Source organism: Rhizobium cauense (assembly GCF_019511525.1).
Lineage (GTDB): Bacteria > Pseudomonadota > Alphaproteobacteria > Rhizobiales > Rhizobiaceae > Rhizobium > Rhizobium cauense.
This window is the reverse complement of sequence record NZ_JAEUAT010000007.1, coordinates 36,035-52,390: the sequence shown is the minus strand read 5'-3', so window position 1 is coordinate 52,390 and position 16,356 is coordinate 36,035. Positions and strand designations below refer to the sequence as shown.

General features: G+C 59.1%; 15 protein-coding genes. 14 read left to right on the top strand and 1 reads right to left on the bottom strand.

Annotated features, from left to right (window positions below):
• The first annotated feature begins 96 nt into the window (after positions 1–96).
• From JNB88_RS14810 to JNB88_RS14795, 4 genes are all read left to right on the top strand, one after another.
• A complete protein-coding gene (locus tag JNB88_RS14810; RefSeq protein WP_037127938.1) occupies positions 97–1,389 on the top strand; it encodes an efflux RND transporter periplasmic adaptor subunit in 1,293 nt (430 codons plus the stop codon).
• 5 nt (positions 1,390–1,394) lie between these two features.
• Complete coding sequence (locus JNB88_RS14805; protein WP_220356125.1) at positions 1,395–2,111, top strand: ABC transporter ATP-binding protein; 717 nt, start codon at positions 1,395–1,397, stop codon at positions 2,109–2,111.
• Complete coding sequence (locus JNB88_RS14800) at positions 2,101–3,309, top strand: ABC transporter permease (RefSeq protein ID WP_037127934.1); 1,209 nt, start codon at positions 2,101–2,103, stop codon at positions 3,307–3,309. The genes JNB88_RS14805 and JNB88_RS14800 overlap by 11 nt, the downstream gene beginning before the upstream one ends.
• Positions 3,310–3,435: 126 nt before the next feature.
• On the top strand, positions 3,436–4,053 hold the full coding sequence (locus JNB88_RS14795; RefSeq protein ID WP_037127932.1) for a GntR family transcriptional regulator: 618 nt from the start codon (positions 3,436–3,438) through the stop codon (positions 4,051–4,053).
• A gap of 45 nt (positions 4,054–4,098) precedes the next feature.
• Here JNB88_RS14795 and JNB88_RS14790 read toward each other — a convergent pair whose 3' ends face one another.
• Positions 4,099–4,911, bottom strand: coding sequence for a ferredoxin--NADP reductase (locus JNB88_RS14790; RefSeq protein WP_037127930.1), 813 nt, complete (start codon positions 4,909–4,911; stop codon positions 4,099–4,101).
• A 246-nt stretch (positions 4,912–5,157) separates the two neighbouring features.
• On the opposite strand from JNB88_RS14790, the gene pcsA reads away from it, so the two are divergent.
• The 10 genes from pcsA (at position 5,158) to yjfF (ending at position 16,353) form a co-directional block, all read left to right on the top strand.
• Entirely contained in the window at positions 5,158–5,886 is a 729-nt protein-coding gene (gene pcsA / locus JNB88_RS14785; RefSeq protein ID WP_037127928.1) for a phosphatidylcholine synthase, read from the top strand.
• Between the two features lie 9 nt (positions 5,887–5,895).
• On the top strand, positions 5,896–6,876 hold the full coding sequence (locus JNB88_RS14780) for a quinone oxidoreductase family protein (protein ID WP_220356124.1): 981 nt from the start codon (positions 5,896–5,898) through the stop codon (positions 6,874–6,876).
• Positions 6,876–8,492 carry an ABC transporter ATP-binding protein gene (locus tag JNB88_RS14775; RefSeq protein WP_220356123.1) on the top strand — a complete coding sequence of 539 codons (1,617 nt, stop codon included), beginning with the start codon at positions 6,876–6,878 and terminating at the stop codon, positions 8,490–8,492. Before JNB88_RS14780 ends, JNB88_RS14775 begins: the two co-directional genes overlap by 1 nt.
• The gene (locus tag JNB88_RS14770; RefSeq protein ID WP_037127923.1) at positions 8,482–9,579 is read left to right on the top strand and encodes an ABC transporter permease; all 1,098 of its coding nucleotides are present in this window, start codon (positions 8,482–8,484) and stop codon (positions 9,577–9,579) included. The genes JNB88_RS14775 and JNB88_RS14770 overlap by 11 nt, the downstream gene beginning before the upstream one ends.
• A complete protein-coding gene (locus JNB88_RS14765) occupies positions 9,576–10,493 on the top strand; it encodes an ABC transporter permease (RefSeq protein ID WP_220356122.1) in 918 nt (305 codons plus the stop codon). The genes JNB88_RS14770 and JNB88_RS14765 overlap by 4 nt, the downstream gene beginning before the upstream one ends.
• Positions 10,494–10,539: 46 nt before the next feature.
• Positions 10,540–11,613 carry a BMP family ABC transporter substrate-binding protein gene (locus JNB88_RS14760; RefSeq protein WP_220356121.1) on the top strand — a complete coding sequence of 358 codons (1,074 nt, stop codon included), beginning with the start codon at positions 10,540–10,542 and terminating at the stop codon, positions 11,611–11,613.
• A 147-nt stretch (positions 11,614–11,760) separates the two neighbouring features.
• On the top strand, positions 11,761–12,723 hold the full coding sequence (ytfQ, locus tag JNB88_RS14755; protein ID WP_037127917.1) for a galactofuranose ABC transporter, galactofuranose-binding protein YtfQ: 963 nt from the start codon (positions 11,761–11,763) through the stop codon (positions 12,721–12,723).
• Positions 12,724–12,845: 122 nt separating this feature from the next.
• Entirely contained in the window at positions 12,846–14,369 is a 1,524-nt protein-coding gene (gene ytfR, locus JNB88_RS14750; protein ID WP_220356120.1) for a galactofuranose ABC transporter, ATP-binding protein YtfR, read from the top strand.
• Positions 14,366–15,388, top strand: coding sequence for an ABC transporter permease (locus JNB88_RS14745; protein ID WP_220356119.1), 1,023 nt, complete (start codon positions 14,366–14,368; stop codon positions 15,386–15,388). Before ytfR ends, JNB88_RS14745 begins: the two co-directional genes overlap by 4 nt.
• Positions 15,385–16,353: a galactofuranose ABC transporter, permease protein YjfF gene (gene yjfF, locus JNB88_RS14740; protein WP_220356118.1), complete on the top strand. Its 969-nt coding sequence runs from the start codon at positions 15,385–15,387 to the stop codon at positions 16,351–16,353. Before JNB88_RS14745 ends, yjfF begins: the two co-directional genes overlap by 4 nt.
• Positions 16,354–16,356: the final 3 nt, after the last annotated feature.

Sequence of the window (16,356 nt, the reverse complement as noted above, 5' to 3'; positions counted from 1 at the left end):
TTTCATGCCAATCCGGGCTTAATGCTAATCGCCCGTTCAGCTTCGACATGTTCATTTGAGGACGGCTGCGTTGGCAGTGTGTTGATCGAGGCCGGAATGAACGACGTCAAGAAAGTAACCGAAAGCAACCCCACAGGGGCTCCCGCCGATCTGGCAGCCGTCCTTGCTGCCTCACGCAAGCGATCCAAGGGCCGCTGGCGCGGGCGCTTGTTGCTTTCGATTCCACTGATTCTTGCTGGCGTCGCAGCCGCCTATGTCTATTCCGGGCGTGAGGATCGCCAGTACAGCTACACCACTCAGCCGATCAAACGCGGCGACCTGACCGTGCTGGTGACGGCAACGGGATCGGTGCAACCGACCGAGCAGGTGGATATATCAAGCGAGCTGTCAGGAACGGTGCGCGAGGTCAGCGTCGACTACAACAGCGATGTCAAGGCAGGCGACGTTCTCGCGGTGCTTGATACGAATAAGCTTGAGGCTGACGTGAAGAGTTCACGCGCAAAGCTCGATTCTGCCAGAGCAAACGTGGTGAAGGCGACGGCTGATCTCGAGTCGGCCCAAAGTTCGCTCGAGCGCCTGCGCAACCTGGTGCAAAGCAACGTTTCGACACAGCAGAGCCTCGAGGATGCGCGCTACAAGTTTGACTCTGCCGTCGCCGCCAAAGACATCAACGTTGCCGCGGTACTGTCCGCGGAAGCCGACCTGCGGCTGGCCGAAGTCAACCTTTCCAAGGCAAAGATCGTCTCTCCGATCAATGGGGTCATTCTGACACGTTCGGTCGACCCCGGTGCGACCGTGGCCGCGTCGCTTTCAGCACCTGTGCTCTTCGTCATCGCCGGCGACCTCAAGAAGATGGAGCTTCAGGTCGATGTCGACGAGGCAGATGTCGGCCAGATCGCCGTCGGACAGAAGGCGACTTTCACGGTTGACGCCTACCCGAACCGGACCTTCCCGGCCGAGATCAAGCAGATCCGGTTTGCCTCAGAAACCACCAACAATGTTGTAACCTACAAGGCAATCCTGTCGGTCGACAATGCGGACCTGTTGCTCCGTCCCGGCATGACCGCGACGGCCGACGTAACCGTCGAGGCAGTGAAGAACACACTGATGGTTCCCAACTCGGCGCTTCGCTACGCGCCACCCATCGCTGAATCGCCTCGTGGTCGTGGCTTGTTCGGCCTCCTCAGACCGCCGCGCATGGGTCCGCGGACCAGCAATCAGGGCGAGGCGCTGACAGGCGCGAAGCGACGTGTTTGGGTGCTGAAAGCAGACAAGCCTGCACCCGTTGTCGTTCAGGTCGGTTCGTCAGACGGCCAATTCACTCAGATCGTGTCGGGCGACCTCAAGGAAAGCGACTCAGTGATTACCGACGCCTCGCAGGCGAAGTAAGCCAGATGTCGAGCCCGCCACTCATCGAATTCAAGCAGGTTTCGAAGATCTATGGTCAGGGAGAGGCCGCAATTCGCGCCCTCGATCAGGTCGATCTGTCGATTCGCGAACATGAGTTCGTCGCCATCATGGGGCCATCAGGTTCCGGCAAGTCGACGGCGATGAACATTCTTGGCTGTCTCGATGTGCCAAGCGCCGGCGACTACGTGTTCCAGGGTCTCTCGACGCAGGGTTTCGACCGCAGCCAATTGACATTGCTACGCCGCCACATGCTTGGCTTTGTGTTCCAAGGATTTAACCTGCTGCCGCGCACATCGGCACTTGAAAACGTCGAACTCCCGCTCGTCTATCGTGGCATGCACGCGAGCGAGCGTCACCGTAAGGCGAGGGAGGCCCTCGGGCTTGTCGGCCTCTCAGGGCGCGAGCATCACAAAACACAGGAACTGTCCGGCGGGCAGCAACAACGCGTTGCCATCGCCCGGGCGATTGTGACCGAGCCCTCGTTGCTGCTCGCAGACGAGCCAACCGGCAATCTCGACACCAAGACCAGCATAGAGATCATGGATCTGATGACACGGCTCAACCGGCAACAGGGCATCACGATCGTCATGGTGACGCACGAGCCGGATATCGCAGCTTATGCCCAGCGCCTGCTGCGGTTCATCGACGGCAGGCTCGAGACGGAAGTCGAGCATCGCGGGAGGACGGATCATGTTCTTTGAGACGCTGAAACTCGCATTGCGCGCAATCAGCCGAAACATGCTCCGCTCATTTCTTACGGTGCTCGGCGTTGTGATCGGCGTGGCTGCCGTCATCGCTCTTGTGACCATCGGCAACGGTACCACCGCCCAGGTCACCGCGGATCTTTCGCGGCTTGGAACCAACATGCTGTTTGCACGTCCAGGTCAGTTCGGTCCAGGGCGAGCAAGTTCGGAGGCGCGCCGCTTTACCGTCCAGGATGTCGATGCCATACGTGATCAGGTAAGCGGTCTTCGCGCCGTTGCGCCGCTCAACCAGACGACGGCAACGGTTATCTATGGTGGACAAAGTCGCTCGACGACGGTCATGGGGACCAGCAACGACTATTTCATCGCACAGGACTGGGACATGGCTATCGGCCGCACCTTCGACGCGGCGGAAGAGCGTGGTCGCCCGCGTTGCATTCTTGGTGAGACCGCACGCTCGCAACTTTTCGGCGCTGCCGATCCGACCGGCCAGCAGATTCGTGTCGGCAAGGTGTCGTGCAGCGTCATCGGCGTCCTTGCGAAGCGCGGTCAATCCGGCATGGGCAACGACCAGGATGACGTTGTTGTCATGCCCCTCAAGGTCTATCAGCGCCGCATCGGCGGCAAGGCAAATGCCAATGTCCAGATGATCGTCATCTCGGCGCGCGACGGCGTATCGACATCCAAGATTCAGGGTGAAACGGAGAACCTGCTCCGTGAGCGGCGTAAAATCATTCCGGGCCGAGAGGACGACTTCAGCGTCAACGACATGACCCAGATTGCCGAGGCGATGACGGGAACCACCACGCTGCTCACCAGTCTTTTGGGAGCGGTTGCTGCCATCAGCCTGCTCGTCGGCGGGATCGGCATCATGAACATCATGCTGGTGTCGGTGACCGAGAGAACGCGAGAGATCGGCATACGCCTTGCGATCGGCGCGCTGGAGAATCAGGTGCTGCTCCAGTTTCTCGTCGAAGCAGTCGCACTGTCGGTGTTCGGCGGTGTGGCCGGCATTTTGCTGGGGGTCGGTCTAGGCTATGGGGCGGTCCTTGCCCTCAAGGTTCCTTTTGTCATCAGCCCCGCAATGATCACATTGGCCTTCGTGTTTTCCGCGGCGATCGGAATGGTTTTCGGCTTTTTCCCCGCACGGCGAGCAGCGCAGCTCAATCCAATAGATGCCTTGCGGCACGAATAGACAACTGGCGGGGCGGTATTCGGTATCGCGTTCGTGTCCAACTTGCCGAGCGAGAATGCGCTGATATATCATTGGCGCATTCGCAGCCGCGATGCGGCGTGTTCGATACTCGGGAACGGCCAGACGATGCAGAATTCACTAAGCCATCTTGCCTACCTTACGCTTGAGCATGCGATCGTAACGCTGGCCTTGCAACCAGGCGCCATGGTTACCGAGAAGGATCTGATTGATCTTGCCGGACATGGGCGGACGCCGGTGCGGGAGGCAATCCAGAAACTCGCCTGGCAGGGCCTGATTGTGGTGAAGCCGCGCGTGGGACTGCAAGTGGCGGAGATCAAGCCGACGGACCATGAAAATGTGATGCAGGTCCGCCGAGAGCTCGAGCCCCTTGCGGCAGCACTTGCGGCCGACTTCTCGACAATCGAGCAGCGTAGCGAGCTTTGCAAATGCGCAGAGGCAATGGAGAAATGCGCCGTATCCGGGGATCTGGCGGCCTTCTTCGCCGCAGACAAGGCCTTCGACGAGTTGCTGGAGGAAGCCTGCCCGAACAGCTTCATAACGTCTGCGCTTGGACCGGTTCAAACCCACTCGCGTCGGCTCTGGTCGGCTTCGGCCAAGCCCGATCGAATGGATCAGTCAATTTTGCTGCATGTTGAGGTGATGCGGGCAATAGAGCAGGGCAGACCCGCCGATGCAGGCCAATCGATGACACGCCTGATCGACTATCTCAGTGGCCACAAATGAAAACGGCCCCTTCATAGGGGCCGTGAATCTAAGCGTCTTCCGTGCTTAGCCGACGAACGCGCGTTCGATCACGAACTCCGCTGGCTTGCTGTTGGCACCTTCATTAAGGCCGGCCCTTTCCAGGAGATCCTTGGTGTCCTTCAGCATCGCCGAAGAACCGCAGATCATGCCGCGATCGATCGTCGGATCGAGCGGCGGGACGCCAAGATCGGAAAAGAGCTTGCCTGACGAAATCAGGTCCGTGATACGGCCGCGATAGTCGAAGTCCTCGCGTGTGACCGTCGCATAGTGGCGCAGCTTGTCACCGACAACCTCCTGCAGCAGTTCGTCGCTCTTGATTTCATCGACGAGATCGAAGCCGTACTTCAGTTCGGCGACGTCGCGAGTCGTGTGGGTAAGGATGACTTCCTCGTACTTCTCATAGGTTTCCGGATCGCGGATCAGGCTCGCGAAAGGAGCGATCCCGGTGCCGGTCGAGAACATATAGAGACGGCGGCCGGGCGTCAGCGCGTCGAGAACCAGCGTTCCTGTCGGCTTCTTGCGCATCAGGACCTGATCGCCAGGCTTGATCGCCTGCAGGTGCGAGGTCAGCGGCCCGTCCGGAACCTTGATCGAGAAGAATTCGAGCTCTTCCGCCCAGGCGGGGCTTGCGATCGAATACGCGCGGAAGATCGGCTTGCCCTCGACCATCAATCCGATCATCGCGAACTCGCCGGAGCGGAAACGGAAGCCCTGAGGACGCGTCATCGTAAACCGGAACAGGCGATCCGTGTAATGGGTCACGCTAAGTACGGTTTCGGCATAGACTCCAGCCGGAATCGGTGAGGCGAAGTCTTCGGTCTTTGCAGGGGCGTTCATTTCGGTATCGGATCCCGTATTCGTCGCACAATGTTTTCGATGCCAGCGAGATATTACAAATAGTGTCTCGATTAAAGGTATTCCATTCTTTCTCGGGCGACTTGAACGAAATATGCGTGCCGCGGTCAGGATTCCGGAGCCGTCCGAGGTTTCATCGCTTTTGCGCTGGCGAAGACAAGCAAAGGATGCATATTAGGCAAAAACCGCGTCTGCCGGGCGCGGCTGCCATAAGATGCTCGGGGAAACATGAAGATTTTCAATTACAAGCGTGTGCCGTACGCGGAAATGCGCGCCTTTTCCGTCCATATCCTGACGGCATCTGGATCCTTTCTCGCGTTTCTCGGCGTGGTCGCCGCTGCCGAGCATCGTTTCATCGACATGTTCTGGTGGCTCGGGCTTGCGCTTCTGGTCGACGGCATTGATGGACCAATCGCCCGCAAAGTTAGTGTCAAGGAAGTGCTGCCGAACTGGTCGGGCGATACGCTCGACAATATCATCGACTATGTGACCTATGTCCTGCTGCCGGCTTTCGCGCTCTATCAGAGCGGCATGATTGGCGAACCGTGGTCTTTCGTGGCGGCTGGGATGATCGTGGTATCGAGCGCCATCTACTACGCCGATACCGGCATGAAGACGGATGAATACTTCTTCTCGGGCTTCCCTGTGGTCTGGAACATGATCGTCTTCACGCTGTTCGTTATCGATGCCAGTGCCGTCACCGCCCTTGCAGTCGTGATTGTTTCAGTCGTCTTGACCTTCCTGCCGATCAACTTTCTGCACCCCGTCCGGGTTGAGCGTTTGCGACCGGTCAACCTCGGCGTCTTTTTCCTTTGGTCCGCGCTCGGAATGTATGCGCTTCTGATGCATTTCGTGGTGCCGCAATGGGCGCTTGTCCTCTTTATCCTTAGCGGTATCTACCTCTATTGCATCGGCGCCGTGCTGCAGTTCTTCCCGGCGCTTGGACGGCGCGGCTAGGAGAAGGCAATGGCAAGAACACAGGCGGTTTCATTCAGCAAGACCGGCGGACCTGAAGTTCTCGACTACATTGAGATCGACCTGCCGCCTCCGGGTGCAGGAGAAGTTCAGATCAGACACGCGGCCATCGGCCTGAACTTCATCGACGTTTATTTCCGGACCGGGCTCTACAAAGCGCCGCATATGCCTTTCGTAACGGGCAAGGAGGCGGCTGGCACGGTTACTGCAGTCGGCCCAGATGTGGGAGAATTCGAGGTCGGCGATCGCGTCGCCTATGCGGGCTCGGATGGCGCCTACAGCGTCGAGCGCAATATCGAAACGAAGCACCTCGTCAAAGTTCCGGATGGAATTCCCCTGGAAACGGCGGCGTCGATGATGCTGAAGGGAATGACTGCGGAATACCTCCTCAATCGGACCTACAAGGTGGGTCCCGATACCACGATCCTGTTTCATGCCGCAGCCGGCGGTGTCGGCCTTATCGCCGGCCAATGGGCCCAGGCGCTTGGCGCAACCGTGATCGGGACCGCGGGATCGGACAGCAAGGTACGTTTAGCCCTCGAGCATGGATATGACCACGTCATCAACTACAACACCGAGAATTTCGCCGAACGTGTGCACGAGATCACAGGCGGTGCAGGCGTTCACGTGGTCTACGACTCGATTGGCCGGGACACGTTTCCCCAATCGCTCGACTGCCTGAAACGGCTCGGCATGTTCGTCTCGTTTGGCCAGTCGTCGGGACCGATCGAGAACTTCACCCTCGCCATGCTCGCGCAGAAGGGGTCACTGTTTGCAACAAGGCCGACCCTTTTCACCTACATCGCGACGCGAGAAGAGCTAACCAATTGTGCAAACGCGTTATTTGATGTTGTTTTGAGCAACAAAGTGCGTATCAATGTCAACCAAACCTATCCATTGCATGAGGTCGGGCGGGCCCACATGGATCTGGAGTCCAGGAAAACTACCGGAACTACGCTGCTGATTCCATAATGACCCGAACGGGCCGGTCGGCAGAGGGAAATGAGGGGAACGTGTCGTTATCTGATGTGCCGGGTCCCGGTGCGTTACTGTCGGTCCAGCAACTGACGAAACTTTTCGGCAGCTTTGCCGCCTGCAACCACATTGACCTCGATATCGCGCCCGGCGAAATCCATGCTCTCCTGGGTGAAAACGGCGCCGGCAAGTCGACGCTGGTCAAAATGCTTTTTGGCGTGCTCGAACCGACCGAGGGCCGTATCCTTTGGGAGGGACAGCCGGTGGCAATCGCCTCACCAAGCGACGCCCGCAAGCTCGGCATCGGTATGGTCTTCCAGCACTTTTCGCTCTTCGAGGCGCTGACCGTCGCCGAGAATATTGCGCTTTCGCTTGATGACAGCATTCCGATCGGCAGGATTGCGGAAGAGGCGAGGGCGCTTTCCCGCGCCTACGGCCTGCCGCTCGACCCCCATGCCCATGTCGCGGATCTTTCTGTCGGCGAACGCCAGCGCATCGAAATCGTGCGCGCGCTGCTGCAGAACCCCAAGCTCATCATCCTTGACGAGCCGACGTCGGTTCTGACGCCTCAGGAGGCTGACAAGCTTTTCGAGACACTTTTCAAGCTCAAGGCGGAAGGCAAGTCTGTTCTCTACATCAGCCACCGGCTCGAAGAAGTGCAACGCATTTGCGATCGTGCGACGGTGCTGCGTAATGGCAGGGTCACCGGTGCCTGTGATCCGCGCCAGGAGACGCCGGCTTCGTTGGCCCGCATGATGGTCGGGAGTGACGTCGCGACTGTCACGCACCCCGATCGCGGCAACAAGGGGGATGTGCAGCTTGCTGTTACCAAGCTATCGGTTGCCGCACGCACTCCGTTTGCGATGCCTCTGAAGGACGTCTCGCTGACAGTCCGGTCGGGCGAGATTCTGGCGATCGCTGGTGTTGCCGGCAATGGGCAGGGGGAGCTGTTCGATGCGCTCTCGGGGGAGTATCCCGTTAATTCTCCCGATGCGATCACAATCCGCAAGAAGGCCGTGGGTACTCAGGGCATCACGGCCCGGCGCCTGCTTGGCGCCGGCTTTGTGCCGGAAGAGCGCCATGGCCATGCTGCCGTCTCGGCCATGAAGCTCTCCGACAATCTCGTGCTGGCGCGCAGCCAATCCGACCGAAAAGCCTTTATCGGCGGCGGTTTTCTGAAAGTGATCCGCCGCGGCGCCGTCAAGACCGCGACAACGCGGATCGCGGAAGCGATGGATGTGCGCAAGAGCGGCGAGGATCCGGCTGCCGGCTCGCTTTCGGGCGGAAACCTGCAAAAATTCATCGTTGGCCGCGAATTGGATCGTCAGCCGGCGGTTCTCGTTGTCAATCAGCCGACATGGGGCGTCGACGCGGGAGCGGCGAGCCGCATTCGCCAGGCGCTCGTCGACCTGGCACGCAATGGTTCCGCGGTCGTCGTCATCAGCCAGGATCTTGACGAGATATTCGAAGTGGCGACGGAGATTGCCGTGATTTCCGAGGGGCGACTTTCGCAACCCTTCCCGGCGGGAGAACTCTCTCGCGAGAGGATCGGCCTTTTGATGGGCGGGCTGCATGCCGGTGAGCCCGCGTCGGAGGCTGCCAATGCGCATTGAACTGGAAAAGCGGCCGCAGGCGTCCAAGCTCTATGGCCTTGTCTCACCGTTGCTGGCGCTCGGCCTGACATTGATCGCTGGCGCGATCATGTTCGCGTTGCTTGGCAAGAACCCCATCGAAGCGCTCGACGCCTTCTTTGTCGAGCCTCTGATGGAGGTCTGGTCGCTCCATGAACTGGCCGTGAAAGCGGGACCGCTGATCCTGATCGCGGTTGGCCTTTCCGTCTGCTATCGGTCGAACAACTGGAATATCGGTGCCGAAGGCCAGTTCACGATGGGCGCGATCGCGGGATCTATCTTGCCGATCGTCTTCTACGATTGGCATTCACCCATGGTCCTCCCGCTGATGCTCATCATGGGAGCGATCGGCGGGGCCTTGTTTGCCGCCATACCGGCGCTCCTCAAGGCGCATTTCAACACCAACGAGATCCTGACCTCGCTGATGCTGGTCTACATTGCCCAGCTGTTTCTCGATTGGCTGGTTCGCGGCGCCTGGAGAGATCCTCAGGGCCTGAATTTTCCGGTCTCACGGGACTTTGCGCCCGAAGCCGTCCTTCCCGCCATATGGGAGGAATCAGGACGCGCCCATTGGGCGTTCGTCTTTGCGATTGCGGCCGCGGTCCTCGTCTGGTTCATGATGAAGTACACGCTGCGCGGCTTCGAAATCGTGGTGCTTGGCCAGGCCGAAAGAGCCGGCCGTTTTGCCGGGTTCTCGTCGCGGAAGATGATCTGGTTCAGCTTCCTGCTCTCTGGTGCATTTGCGGGTCTCGCAGGGATCTCGGAAGTATCGGGCTCGATTGGGCATCTGCAGCCAGCAATCTCGCCGGGATACGGTTTCACAGCGATCATCGTCGCCTTCCTGGGGCGTCTCAATCCGCTCGGCATCATCGCTTCGGGCCTTGTACTTGCCCTGACCTATCTTGGCGGCGAAGCCGCACAGCTGTCGATCGGCGTGTCGGACAAGGTGACACGCATGTTTCAGGGGCTGCTGCTGTTCTTCGTGCTCTCCTGCGACACCTTGATCTACTACAAGATCAGGATCCTCTGGTCGCGGGCGCATTCGGCCGTTGGAAAGACTGCACAATGATTTTCGAAGCGATCCTTCTGACGGTCATCACGGCTGCGACCCCGTTGGTCATCGCCGCGCTCGGCGAACTGGTGACCGAGCGCGCCGGCGTGCTGAACCTCGGCGTCGAGGGGATGATGATCATGGGCGCCGTCGGCGCCTTTGCGGCTGCCCAGGCGACCGGCTCGCCCTATATAGGCCTCCTGGCCGGAATTGCCGTAGGTGCGCTCTTTTCGCTTCTCTTCGGTTTCCTGACGCTGACGCTCGTGACCAATCAGGTCGCCACAGGACTTGCGCTGACGATCCTGGGGCTCGGCGCGTCCGGCATGTTGGGCGAAAGCTATGTCGGCATTCCGGGCATCAAGGTGCCGCAGATCTATATCCCCTATCTTTCCGATATTCCCTTTTTCGGTGCGGTGCTCTTTCGCCAGGATCTTGTCTTCTACCTGTCGATCGCATTGGTGATCGGCATCAACTGGTTCCTGTTCAGGAGCCGCGCCGGCCTCAAGTTGCGGGCGATTGGCGACAATCACGGCTCGGCACATGCGCTTGGCATCGGTGTTATCCGGACGCGCTATCTGGCGGTTATGTTTGGCGGCGCGTGCGCAGGGCTCGCTGGCGCGCAACTGTCGCTCGTCTATACGCCGCAATGGGTCGAGAACATGTCCGCCGGCCGTGGCTGGATAGCGTTGGCGCTTGTCGTCTTCGCCTCATGGCGTCCATGGCGGGTTCTGGCTGGCGGTTATCTCTTTGGGGCGGTGTCGATCGGCCAGCTGCACGCGCAGGCCTTCGGTATTGGCATTCCCTCGCAGTTTCTTTCGATGCTGCCTTACGCCGCGACTATTGTCGTCCTCATCATCATTTCCCATAATCGGCGCACGACGTTGATCAACACGCCGGCATCACTCGGCAAGGCCTTCGTGCCTGATCGGTGACGAACAAGAACAACAGGTTTCAAGGCTTCCAACCACAGGGGTTAAAATGAAGAAACTAGCACTCGCACTCGCGGCAACTGCCGCACTGGTCATGAGCGTCGGTTCTGCTGCGCAAGCTGCCGACAAGACCAAAGTCTGCTTCATCTACGTCGGCACTCGCACGGACGGCGGCTGGACGCAGGCGCACGACATCGGTCGCCAAGCTCTGGAGAAGGAACTCGGCGACAAGGTCGAAACGCCATTCCTGGAAAGCGTTCCGGAAGGTCCGGACGCCGAGCGTGCCATCGAGCGCATGGCTCGCTCCGGCTGCGCCCTGATCTACACGACGTCATTCGGCTTCATGGATGCAACCGTGAAGGTCGCCCAGAAATTCCCGAAGGTGAAGTTCGAACATGCCACCGGCTTCAAGGCCGCGGAGAACGTCTCGACCTACAACTCTCGTTTCTATGAGGGCCGGTATATTCAGGGCCAGATCGCAGCGAAAATGTCCAAGAAGGGGCTTGCCGGCTACATTGCGTCGTTCCCGATCCCGGAAGTCGTGATGGGCATCAACGCCTTCGAACTCGGTGCGAAGTCAGTCAATCCTGACTTCAAGCTCAAGGTCGTATGGGCCAACACCTGGTTCGATCCAGGCAAGGAAGCCGATGCCGCCAAGGCGCTGATTGACCAGGGTGTAGACATCCTGACGCAACACACCGACACCACTGCGCCTATGCAGGTGGCAGCCGAACGCGGCATCCCGGCTTTCGGCCAGGCGTCCGACATGATCGCGGCAGGTCCGAAGACCCAGCTGACGGCGATCGTCGACACCTGGGGCGCTTACTACATCAAGCGTACCAAGGAACTGCTGGACGGCAGCTGGAAGTCTGAACAGATCTGGGACGGCCTCAAGGACGGCATTCTGACGATGGCGCCCTATACCAACATGCCTGACGACGTGAAGACGATGGCTGAGGCGACGGAAGCGAAGATCAAGTCTGGCGAACTGCATCCGTTCACCGGCCCGATCAACAAACAGGACGGATCTGCCTGGCTGAAGGCCGGGGAGAAGGCTGACGACAAGACGCTGCTCGGCATGAACTTCTACGTCGAAGGCGTCGACGACAAGCTGCCGCAATAAACGGCGACCTGCAATTTGCAGGTGCGAAGGGCGCTCGGTTTTCGAGCGCCCTTTTTGCTGCGCTGCATTCTAGAAAGTGCATTTACAAAAGTAATACTATATGATTTTTTCCACTCAGCCGCGAGGAGGCGGCATTGGGAGGAAATCATGAAATTGAAGACTGCACTCTTGAGTGCCACGGTTTTGGCTGCCTGCATGTTCGGTTCTGCATCGGCTGCAGAGCTCGTTGTCGGTTTTTCTCAGATCGGTTCTGAATCCGGCTGGCGCGCTGCCGAGACCACCGTCACCAAGGAAGAAGCGAAAAAGCGCGGCGTCGACCTGAAGTTTGCTGATGCCCAGCAGAAGCAGGAAAACCAGATCAAGGCCATCCGTTCCTTCATCGCACAGGGCGTCAACGCCATCTTCCTGGCCCCGGTCGTAGAGACCGGCTGGGACGCCGTGCTGAAGGAAGCGAAGGAGTCGGAAATCCCGGTGATCCTGCTCGACCGCACGATCAAGGCGCCTGAGGACCTCTACCTGACCGCCGTTACCTCGGATCAGGTTCATGAAGGCAAGGTTGCCGGCGACTGGCTCGTAAAGACCGTTGGCGACAAGGCCTGCAACATCGTCGAGCTTCAGGGCACGACTGGCTCTTCGCCGGCTATCGCGCGCAAGAAGGGCTTCGAAGAAGCCATTGCAGGCAAGGCGAACTTCAAGATCGTTCGCAGCCAGACGGGCGACTTCACGCGTACCAAGGGCAAGGAAGTCATGGAAAGCTTCCTGAAGGCCGAGAATGGCGGCAAGGAAATCTGCGCGCTCTATGCCCACAACGACGACATGGCTGTCGGCGGTATCCAGGCGATCAAGGAAGCCGGCCTGAAGCCGGGCAAGGACATCCTCGTCGTCTCGATCGATGCCGTGCCTGATATCTTCAAGGCCATGGCTGACGGAGAGGCAAACGCCACTGTCGAACTGACCCCGAACATGGCGGGCCCGGCGTTCGACGTTCTCGATGCCTACCTCAAGGACAAGAAGGCTCCTGCGAAGTGGATCCAGACGGAATCGAAGCTCTACACACCGGCTGACGATCCGATGAAGGTCTACGAGTCGAAGAAGAACCTCGGCTACTGATTTTTGCCGCTGGAACCGCACCGGCCCGTCATGGACCGGTGCGGAACTGCCGAATGCCGGTCGGGACATCATGTCCGTCCACGGCGCGGCATCGTCGGTCCATATCAGGAAAAGCCACTTCCATGATTCACGATTTCGAGAACCGTCTGACCGCCTCCGGGATATCAAAATTCTTTCCGGGCGCTATTGCACTCGACAAGGTCGATTTCTCGCTGCGCAAGGGCGAGGTGCACGCGCTCCTGGGCGAAAATGGTGCCGGCAAGTCGACGCTCATCAAATGCATTACCGGCGCCTATCATCGCGACCAGGGCAGACTTACGCTCGACGGTGCCGAGATCAATCCAGCTGATACCCTTGCGGCCCAGAAGCTGGGGATCGGCACGGTGTATCAGGAGGTCAATCTCCTGCCCAACCTCAGCGTCGCCGAGAACCTGTTTCTCGGACGCCAACCAAAACGCCTCGGCATGATCGATGTGCGCGCGATGAATCGGCAGGCCCGCGCGTTACTCGAGCAGTACGGCATGGACATCGACGTGACTGCACAGCTCGACCGGTTTTCGGTCGCCGTGCAGCAGGTCGTTGCGATCGCGCGCGCGGTCGATCTGTCCGGCAAGGTGCTCATTCTTGACGAGCCGACCGCCAGTCTCGACACCCAAGAAGTCGCCATGCTCTTCCGCATCATGCGTAACTTGAAAGAGCGCGGCCTTGGCATTGTTTTTATAACTCATTTTCTTGAGCAGGTTTATGAGATCAGCGATCGGATAACGGTCCTGCGAAACGGCAAATTGGTCGGTACGCGAGAAACAGCGGAGTTGCCCCGGCAGAACCTGATTTCGATGATGCTTGGCCATGAACTGGCAAGTGCCGAAGCTGCCGCGCGCACCCATACAGTCACCGCAGGCCCAGTCCGATATAGTTTCCGGGGCTACGGCAAACGCGGCAAGGTGAAGCCTTTCGACCTGGACGTTCGGGTCGGCGAAGTTGTGGGCATTGCGGGACTGCTCGGGTCCGGGCGCACGGAGACCGCCGAACTTCTGTTCGGCATTGAACAGGCAGATAGCGGAACGGCCGCGGTCGACGGCACTCAGGTTTCGCTGTCGAGCCCGCGGGCGGCGATCCGCAACGGCTTCGGCTTTTGCCCTGAAGATCGCAAGACAGATGGCATCATCGGCGACCTGTCCATTCGCGAGAACATAGCCCTCGCGCTGCAGGCGCGCCGGGGTTGGGCGCGACCGATCTCCCGCGCGGATCAGAATGCGCTGGCCGACCGCTATATCAGCGCGCTCGACATCCGCACGACGGATCGGGAAAAGCCGATCCGTCTGCTGTCAGGGGGCAATCAGCAAAAAGCGATCCTTGCGCGCTGGCTAGCGACCAATCCGGACTTCCTGATCCTGGATGAGCCGACCCGCGGCATCGACGTAGGCGCACACGCAGAGATCATCCGCCTGATCGAAGACCTATGCGCGAATGGCATGTCACTAATCGTTATTTCCTCGGAATTAGAAGAGCTTATCGCCTACAGCTCACGTATCCTCGTACTTCGTGATCGGGAGCATATAGCGGAACTGACCGGCGACCATATCAGCACCGCGCGCATAGTCGATGCAATTGCGGCCGCTCAAGAGAAGACGGAGGACGCATGAAGTCGTCACTCAATGCGCTACTGATCCGCCTCGCACCGCAACTCATCGCGTTGGCGGTCATCCTTCTGTTGAACTTCATAATGTTCCCGCAATTCTTTAATGTCGTAGTTCAAAATGATCGGCTCTATGGCAGCTTGATTGATGTGCTGAACCGGGGGGCTCCGGTAGCATTGCTGGCAATCGGCATGACGCTCGTGATAGCGACGAAGGGGATTGACCTCTCGGTCGGCGCGGTGATCGCCATTTGCGGCGCCGTCGCTGCATCGTCCACCGTCGCCGGTCACTCACTTGCCGTGACGCTGCTGGTCACAGTTGGGGTCGGATTGCTTTGCGGTGTCTGGAACGGATTTCTGGTCGCCGTGCTCAATATCCAACCAATCATCGCTACGCTTGTGCTCATGGTTGCGGGACGCGGGATTGCTCAGCTCATCACCGAAGGCGTCATCATGACCTTCAACGATGAAGGCTTGATCGCGTTCGGTAGCGGCTCGTTTGCGTTCTTGCCGATGCCCGTCGTCATCTGGCTGGTCATGGGCGCCTTGGTGATCCTGCTTGTGAGGCGCACGGCGCTTGGCATGCTGATCGAGGCGACCGGCATCAATCGGCGCGCCAGCATGCTCTCCGGCGTGCGCACGCCTGTGCTGCTGATGGCGGTGTATATGCTGAGCAGCCTTTGCGCCTCCATTGCCGGCATCATCGTTGCCGCTGACATCAAGGGGGCCGATGCGAACAATGCCGGCCTCTGGCTGGAACTCGACGCGATCCTGGCTGTCGTGGTTGGAGGAAACTCGCTGCTTGGCGGTCGCTTCAGCATCCTGGGATCGTTGATCGGTGCGATGATCATTCAGGCTGTGAACACCGGTATTCTGCTCTCGGGATTCCCACCGGAATTCAACCTGATCATCAAGGCGGTAATCGTCATCGTAATCCTCATCATTCAGTCGCCGGCGGTTCAATCCGCCGCCGTCATCCTGAGCCGGCGATCCAGCGGCGGCGCCAGGGGAGAACAGGTTCAATGAACTCGAAATATCTGCCCCTGCTGGCCACCGTCGTGATCTTCGTGCTCTCCTATGCGATCTGCACGCTGCAATATCCCAACATTCTGTCGACGCGCGTGATCGGCAACCTGATGACTGATAACGCGTTTCTGGGGATAGCAGCAGTCGGCATGACGTTCGTGATCATCTCCGGCGGCATTGACTTGTCGATCGGCTCGGTGATCGCGTTCACGGGCGTCTTCCTTGCCGTCGTCCTGCAGAACACCGCAATCCATCCGCTCGTTGCCTTTGTGTTGGTGCTTATCATCACGACCGGCTTCGGTGCAGCAATGGGCGCGATCATTCACTACCTCCAGATGCCGGCGTTCATCGTTACGCTCGCGGGCATGTTCCTTGCGCGGGGCATGGCCTTCGTGCTGTCGATCGATAGTATTCCGATCAATCACGACTACTACGCGACTTTGACCGGCCTCTACTACAGGATGCCGGGCGGTGGACGCCTGACTCTTCTTGGCGGCATCATGCTTCTCGTGTTTGTCGGGGGCATATTCCTGGCGCACCGCACGCGCTTCGGCACCAACGTCTACGCACTCGGTGGCGGCTCGCAGACCGCACAGCTAATGGGCGTCCCGGTTGGCCGCACGACGATACAGATCTATGCGCTATCCGGCTTTCTCGCCGGCCTATCCGGAATCGTTTTTTCGCTCTATACGTCGGCCGGTTATTCTCTGGCAGCCGTCGGCGTCGAGCTGGACGCCATCGCAGCAGTCGTCATTGGGGGGACGCTGTTGACCGGAGGGGCGGGATTTGTGGCAGGTACCTTCATCGGTATCCTGATACAGGGCCTAATCCAGACCTACATCACCTTCGACGGGACGCTCTCGAGCTGGTGGACGAAGATCTTGATTGGCTTGTTGCTTTTTGCATTCATTCTAATGCAGAAAGTTATTCTCTTCCTTTCTAGTTTGAACAAGAGGTATGCCTAACAC

Coding starts and splice junctions, on each gene's coding strand:
- JNB88_RS14795 (WP_037127932.1), top strand. CDS start 3,436: ATGCAGAATTCACTAAGCCATCTTGCCTACCTTACGCTTGAGCATGCG.
- yjfF (WP_220356118.1), top strand. CDS start 15,385: ATGAACTCGAAATATCTGCCCCTGCTGGCCACCGTCGTGATCTTCGTG.
- JNB88_RS14745 (WP_220356119.1), top strand. CDS start 14,366: ATGAAGTCGTCACTCAATGCGCTACTGATCCGCCTCGCACCGCAACTC.
- JNB88_RS14770 (WP_037127923.1), top strand. CDS start 8,482: ATGCGCATTGAACTGGAAAAGCGGCCGCAGGCGTCCAAGCTCTATGGC.
- JNB88_RS14800 (WP_037127934.1), top strand. CDS start 2,101: ATGTTCTTTGAGACGCTGAAACTCGCATTGCGCGCAATCAGCCGAAAC.
- JNB88_RS14780 (WP_220356124.1), top strand. CDS start 5,896: ATGGCAAGAACACAGGCGGTTTCATTCAGCAAGACCGGCGGACCTGAA.
- JNB88_RS14760 (WP_220356121.1), top strand. CDS start 10,540: ATGAAGAAACTAGCACTCGCACTCGCGGCAACTGCCGCACTGGTCATG.
- JNB88_RS14775 (WP_220356123.1), top strand. CDS start 6,876: ATGACCCGAACGGGCCGGTCGGCAGAGGGAAATGAGGGGAACGTGTCG.
- pcsA (WP_037127928.1), top strand. CDS start 5,158: ATGAAGATTTTCAATTACAAGCGTGTGCCGTACGCGGAAATGCGCGCC.
- ytfR (WP_220356120.1), top strand. CDS start 12,846: ATGATTCACGATTTCGAGAACCGTCTGACCGCCTCCGGGATATCAAAA.
- ytfQ (WP_037127917.1), top strand. CDS start 11,761: ATGAAATTGAAGACTGCACTCTTGAGTGCCACGGTTTTGGCTGCCTGC.
- JNB88_RS14790 (WP_037127930.1), bottom strand. CDS start 4,911: ATGAACGCCCCTGCAAAGACCGAAGACTTCGCCTCACCGATTCCGGCT.
- JNB88_RS14805 (WP_220356125.1), top strand. CDS start 1,395: ATGTCGAGCCCGCCACTCATCGAATTCAAGCAGGTTTCGAAGATCTAT.
- JNB88_RS14810 (WP_037127938.1), top strand. CDS start 97: ATGAACGACGTCAAGAAAGTAACCGAAAGCAACCCCACAGGGGCTCCC.
- JNB88_RS14765 (WP_220356122.1), top strand. CDS start 9,576: ATGATTTTCGAAGCGATCCTTCTGACGGTCATCACGGCTGCGACCCCG.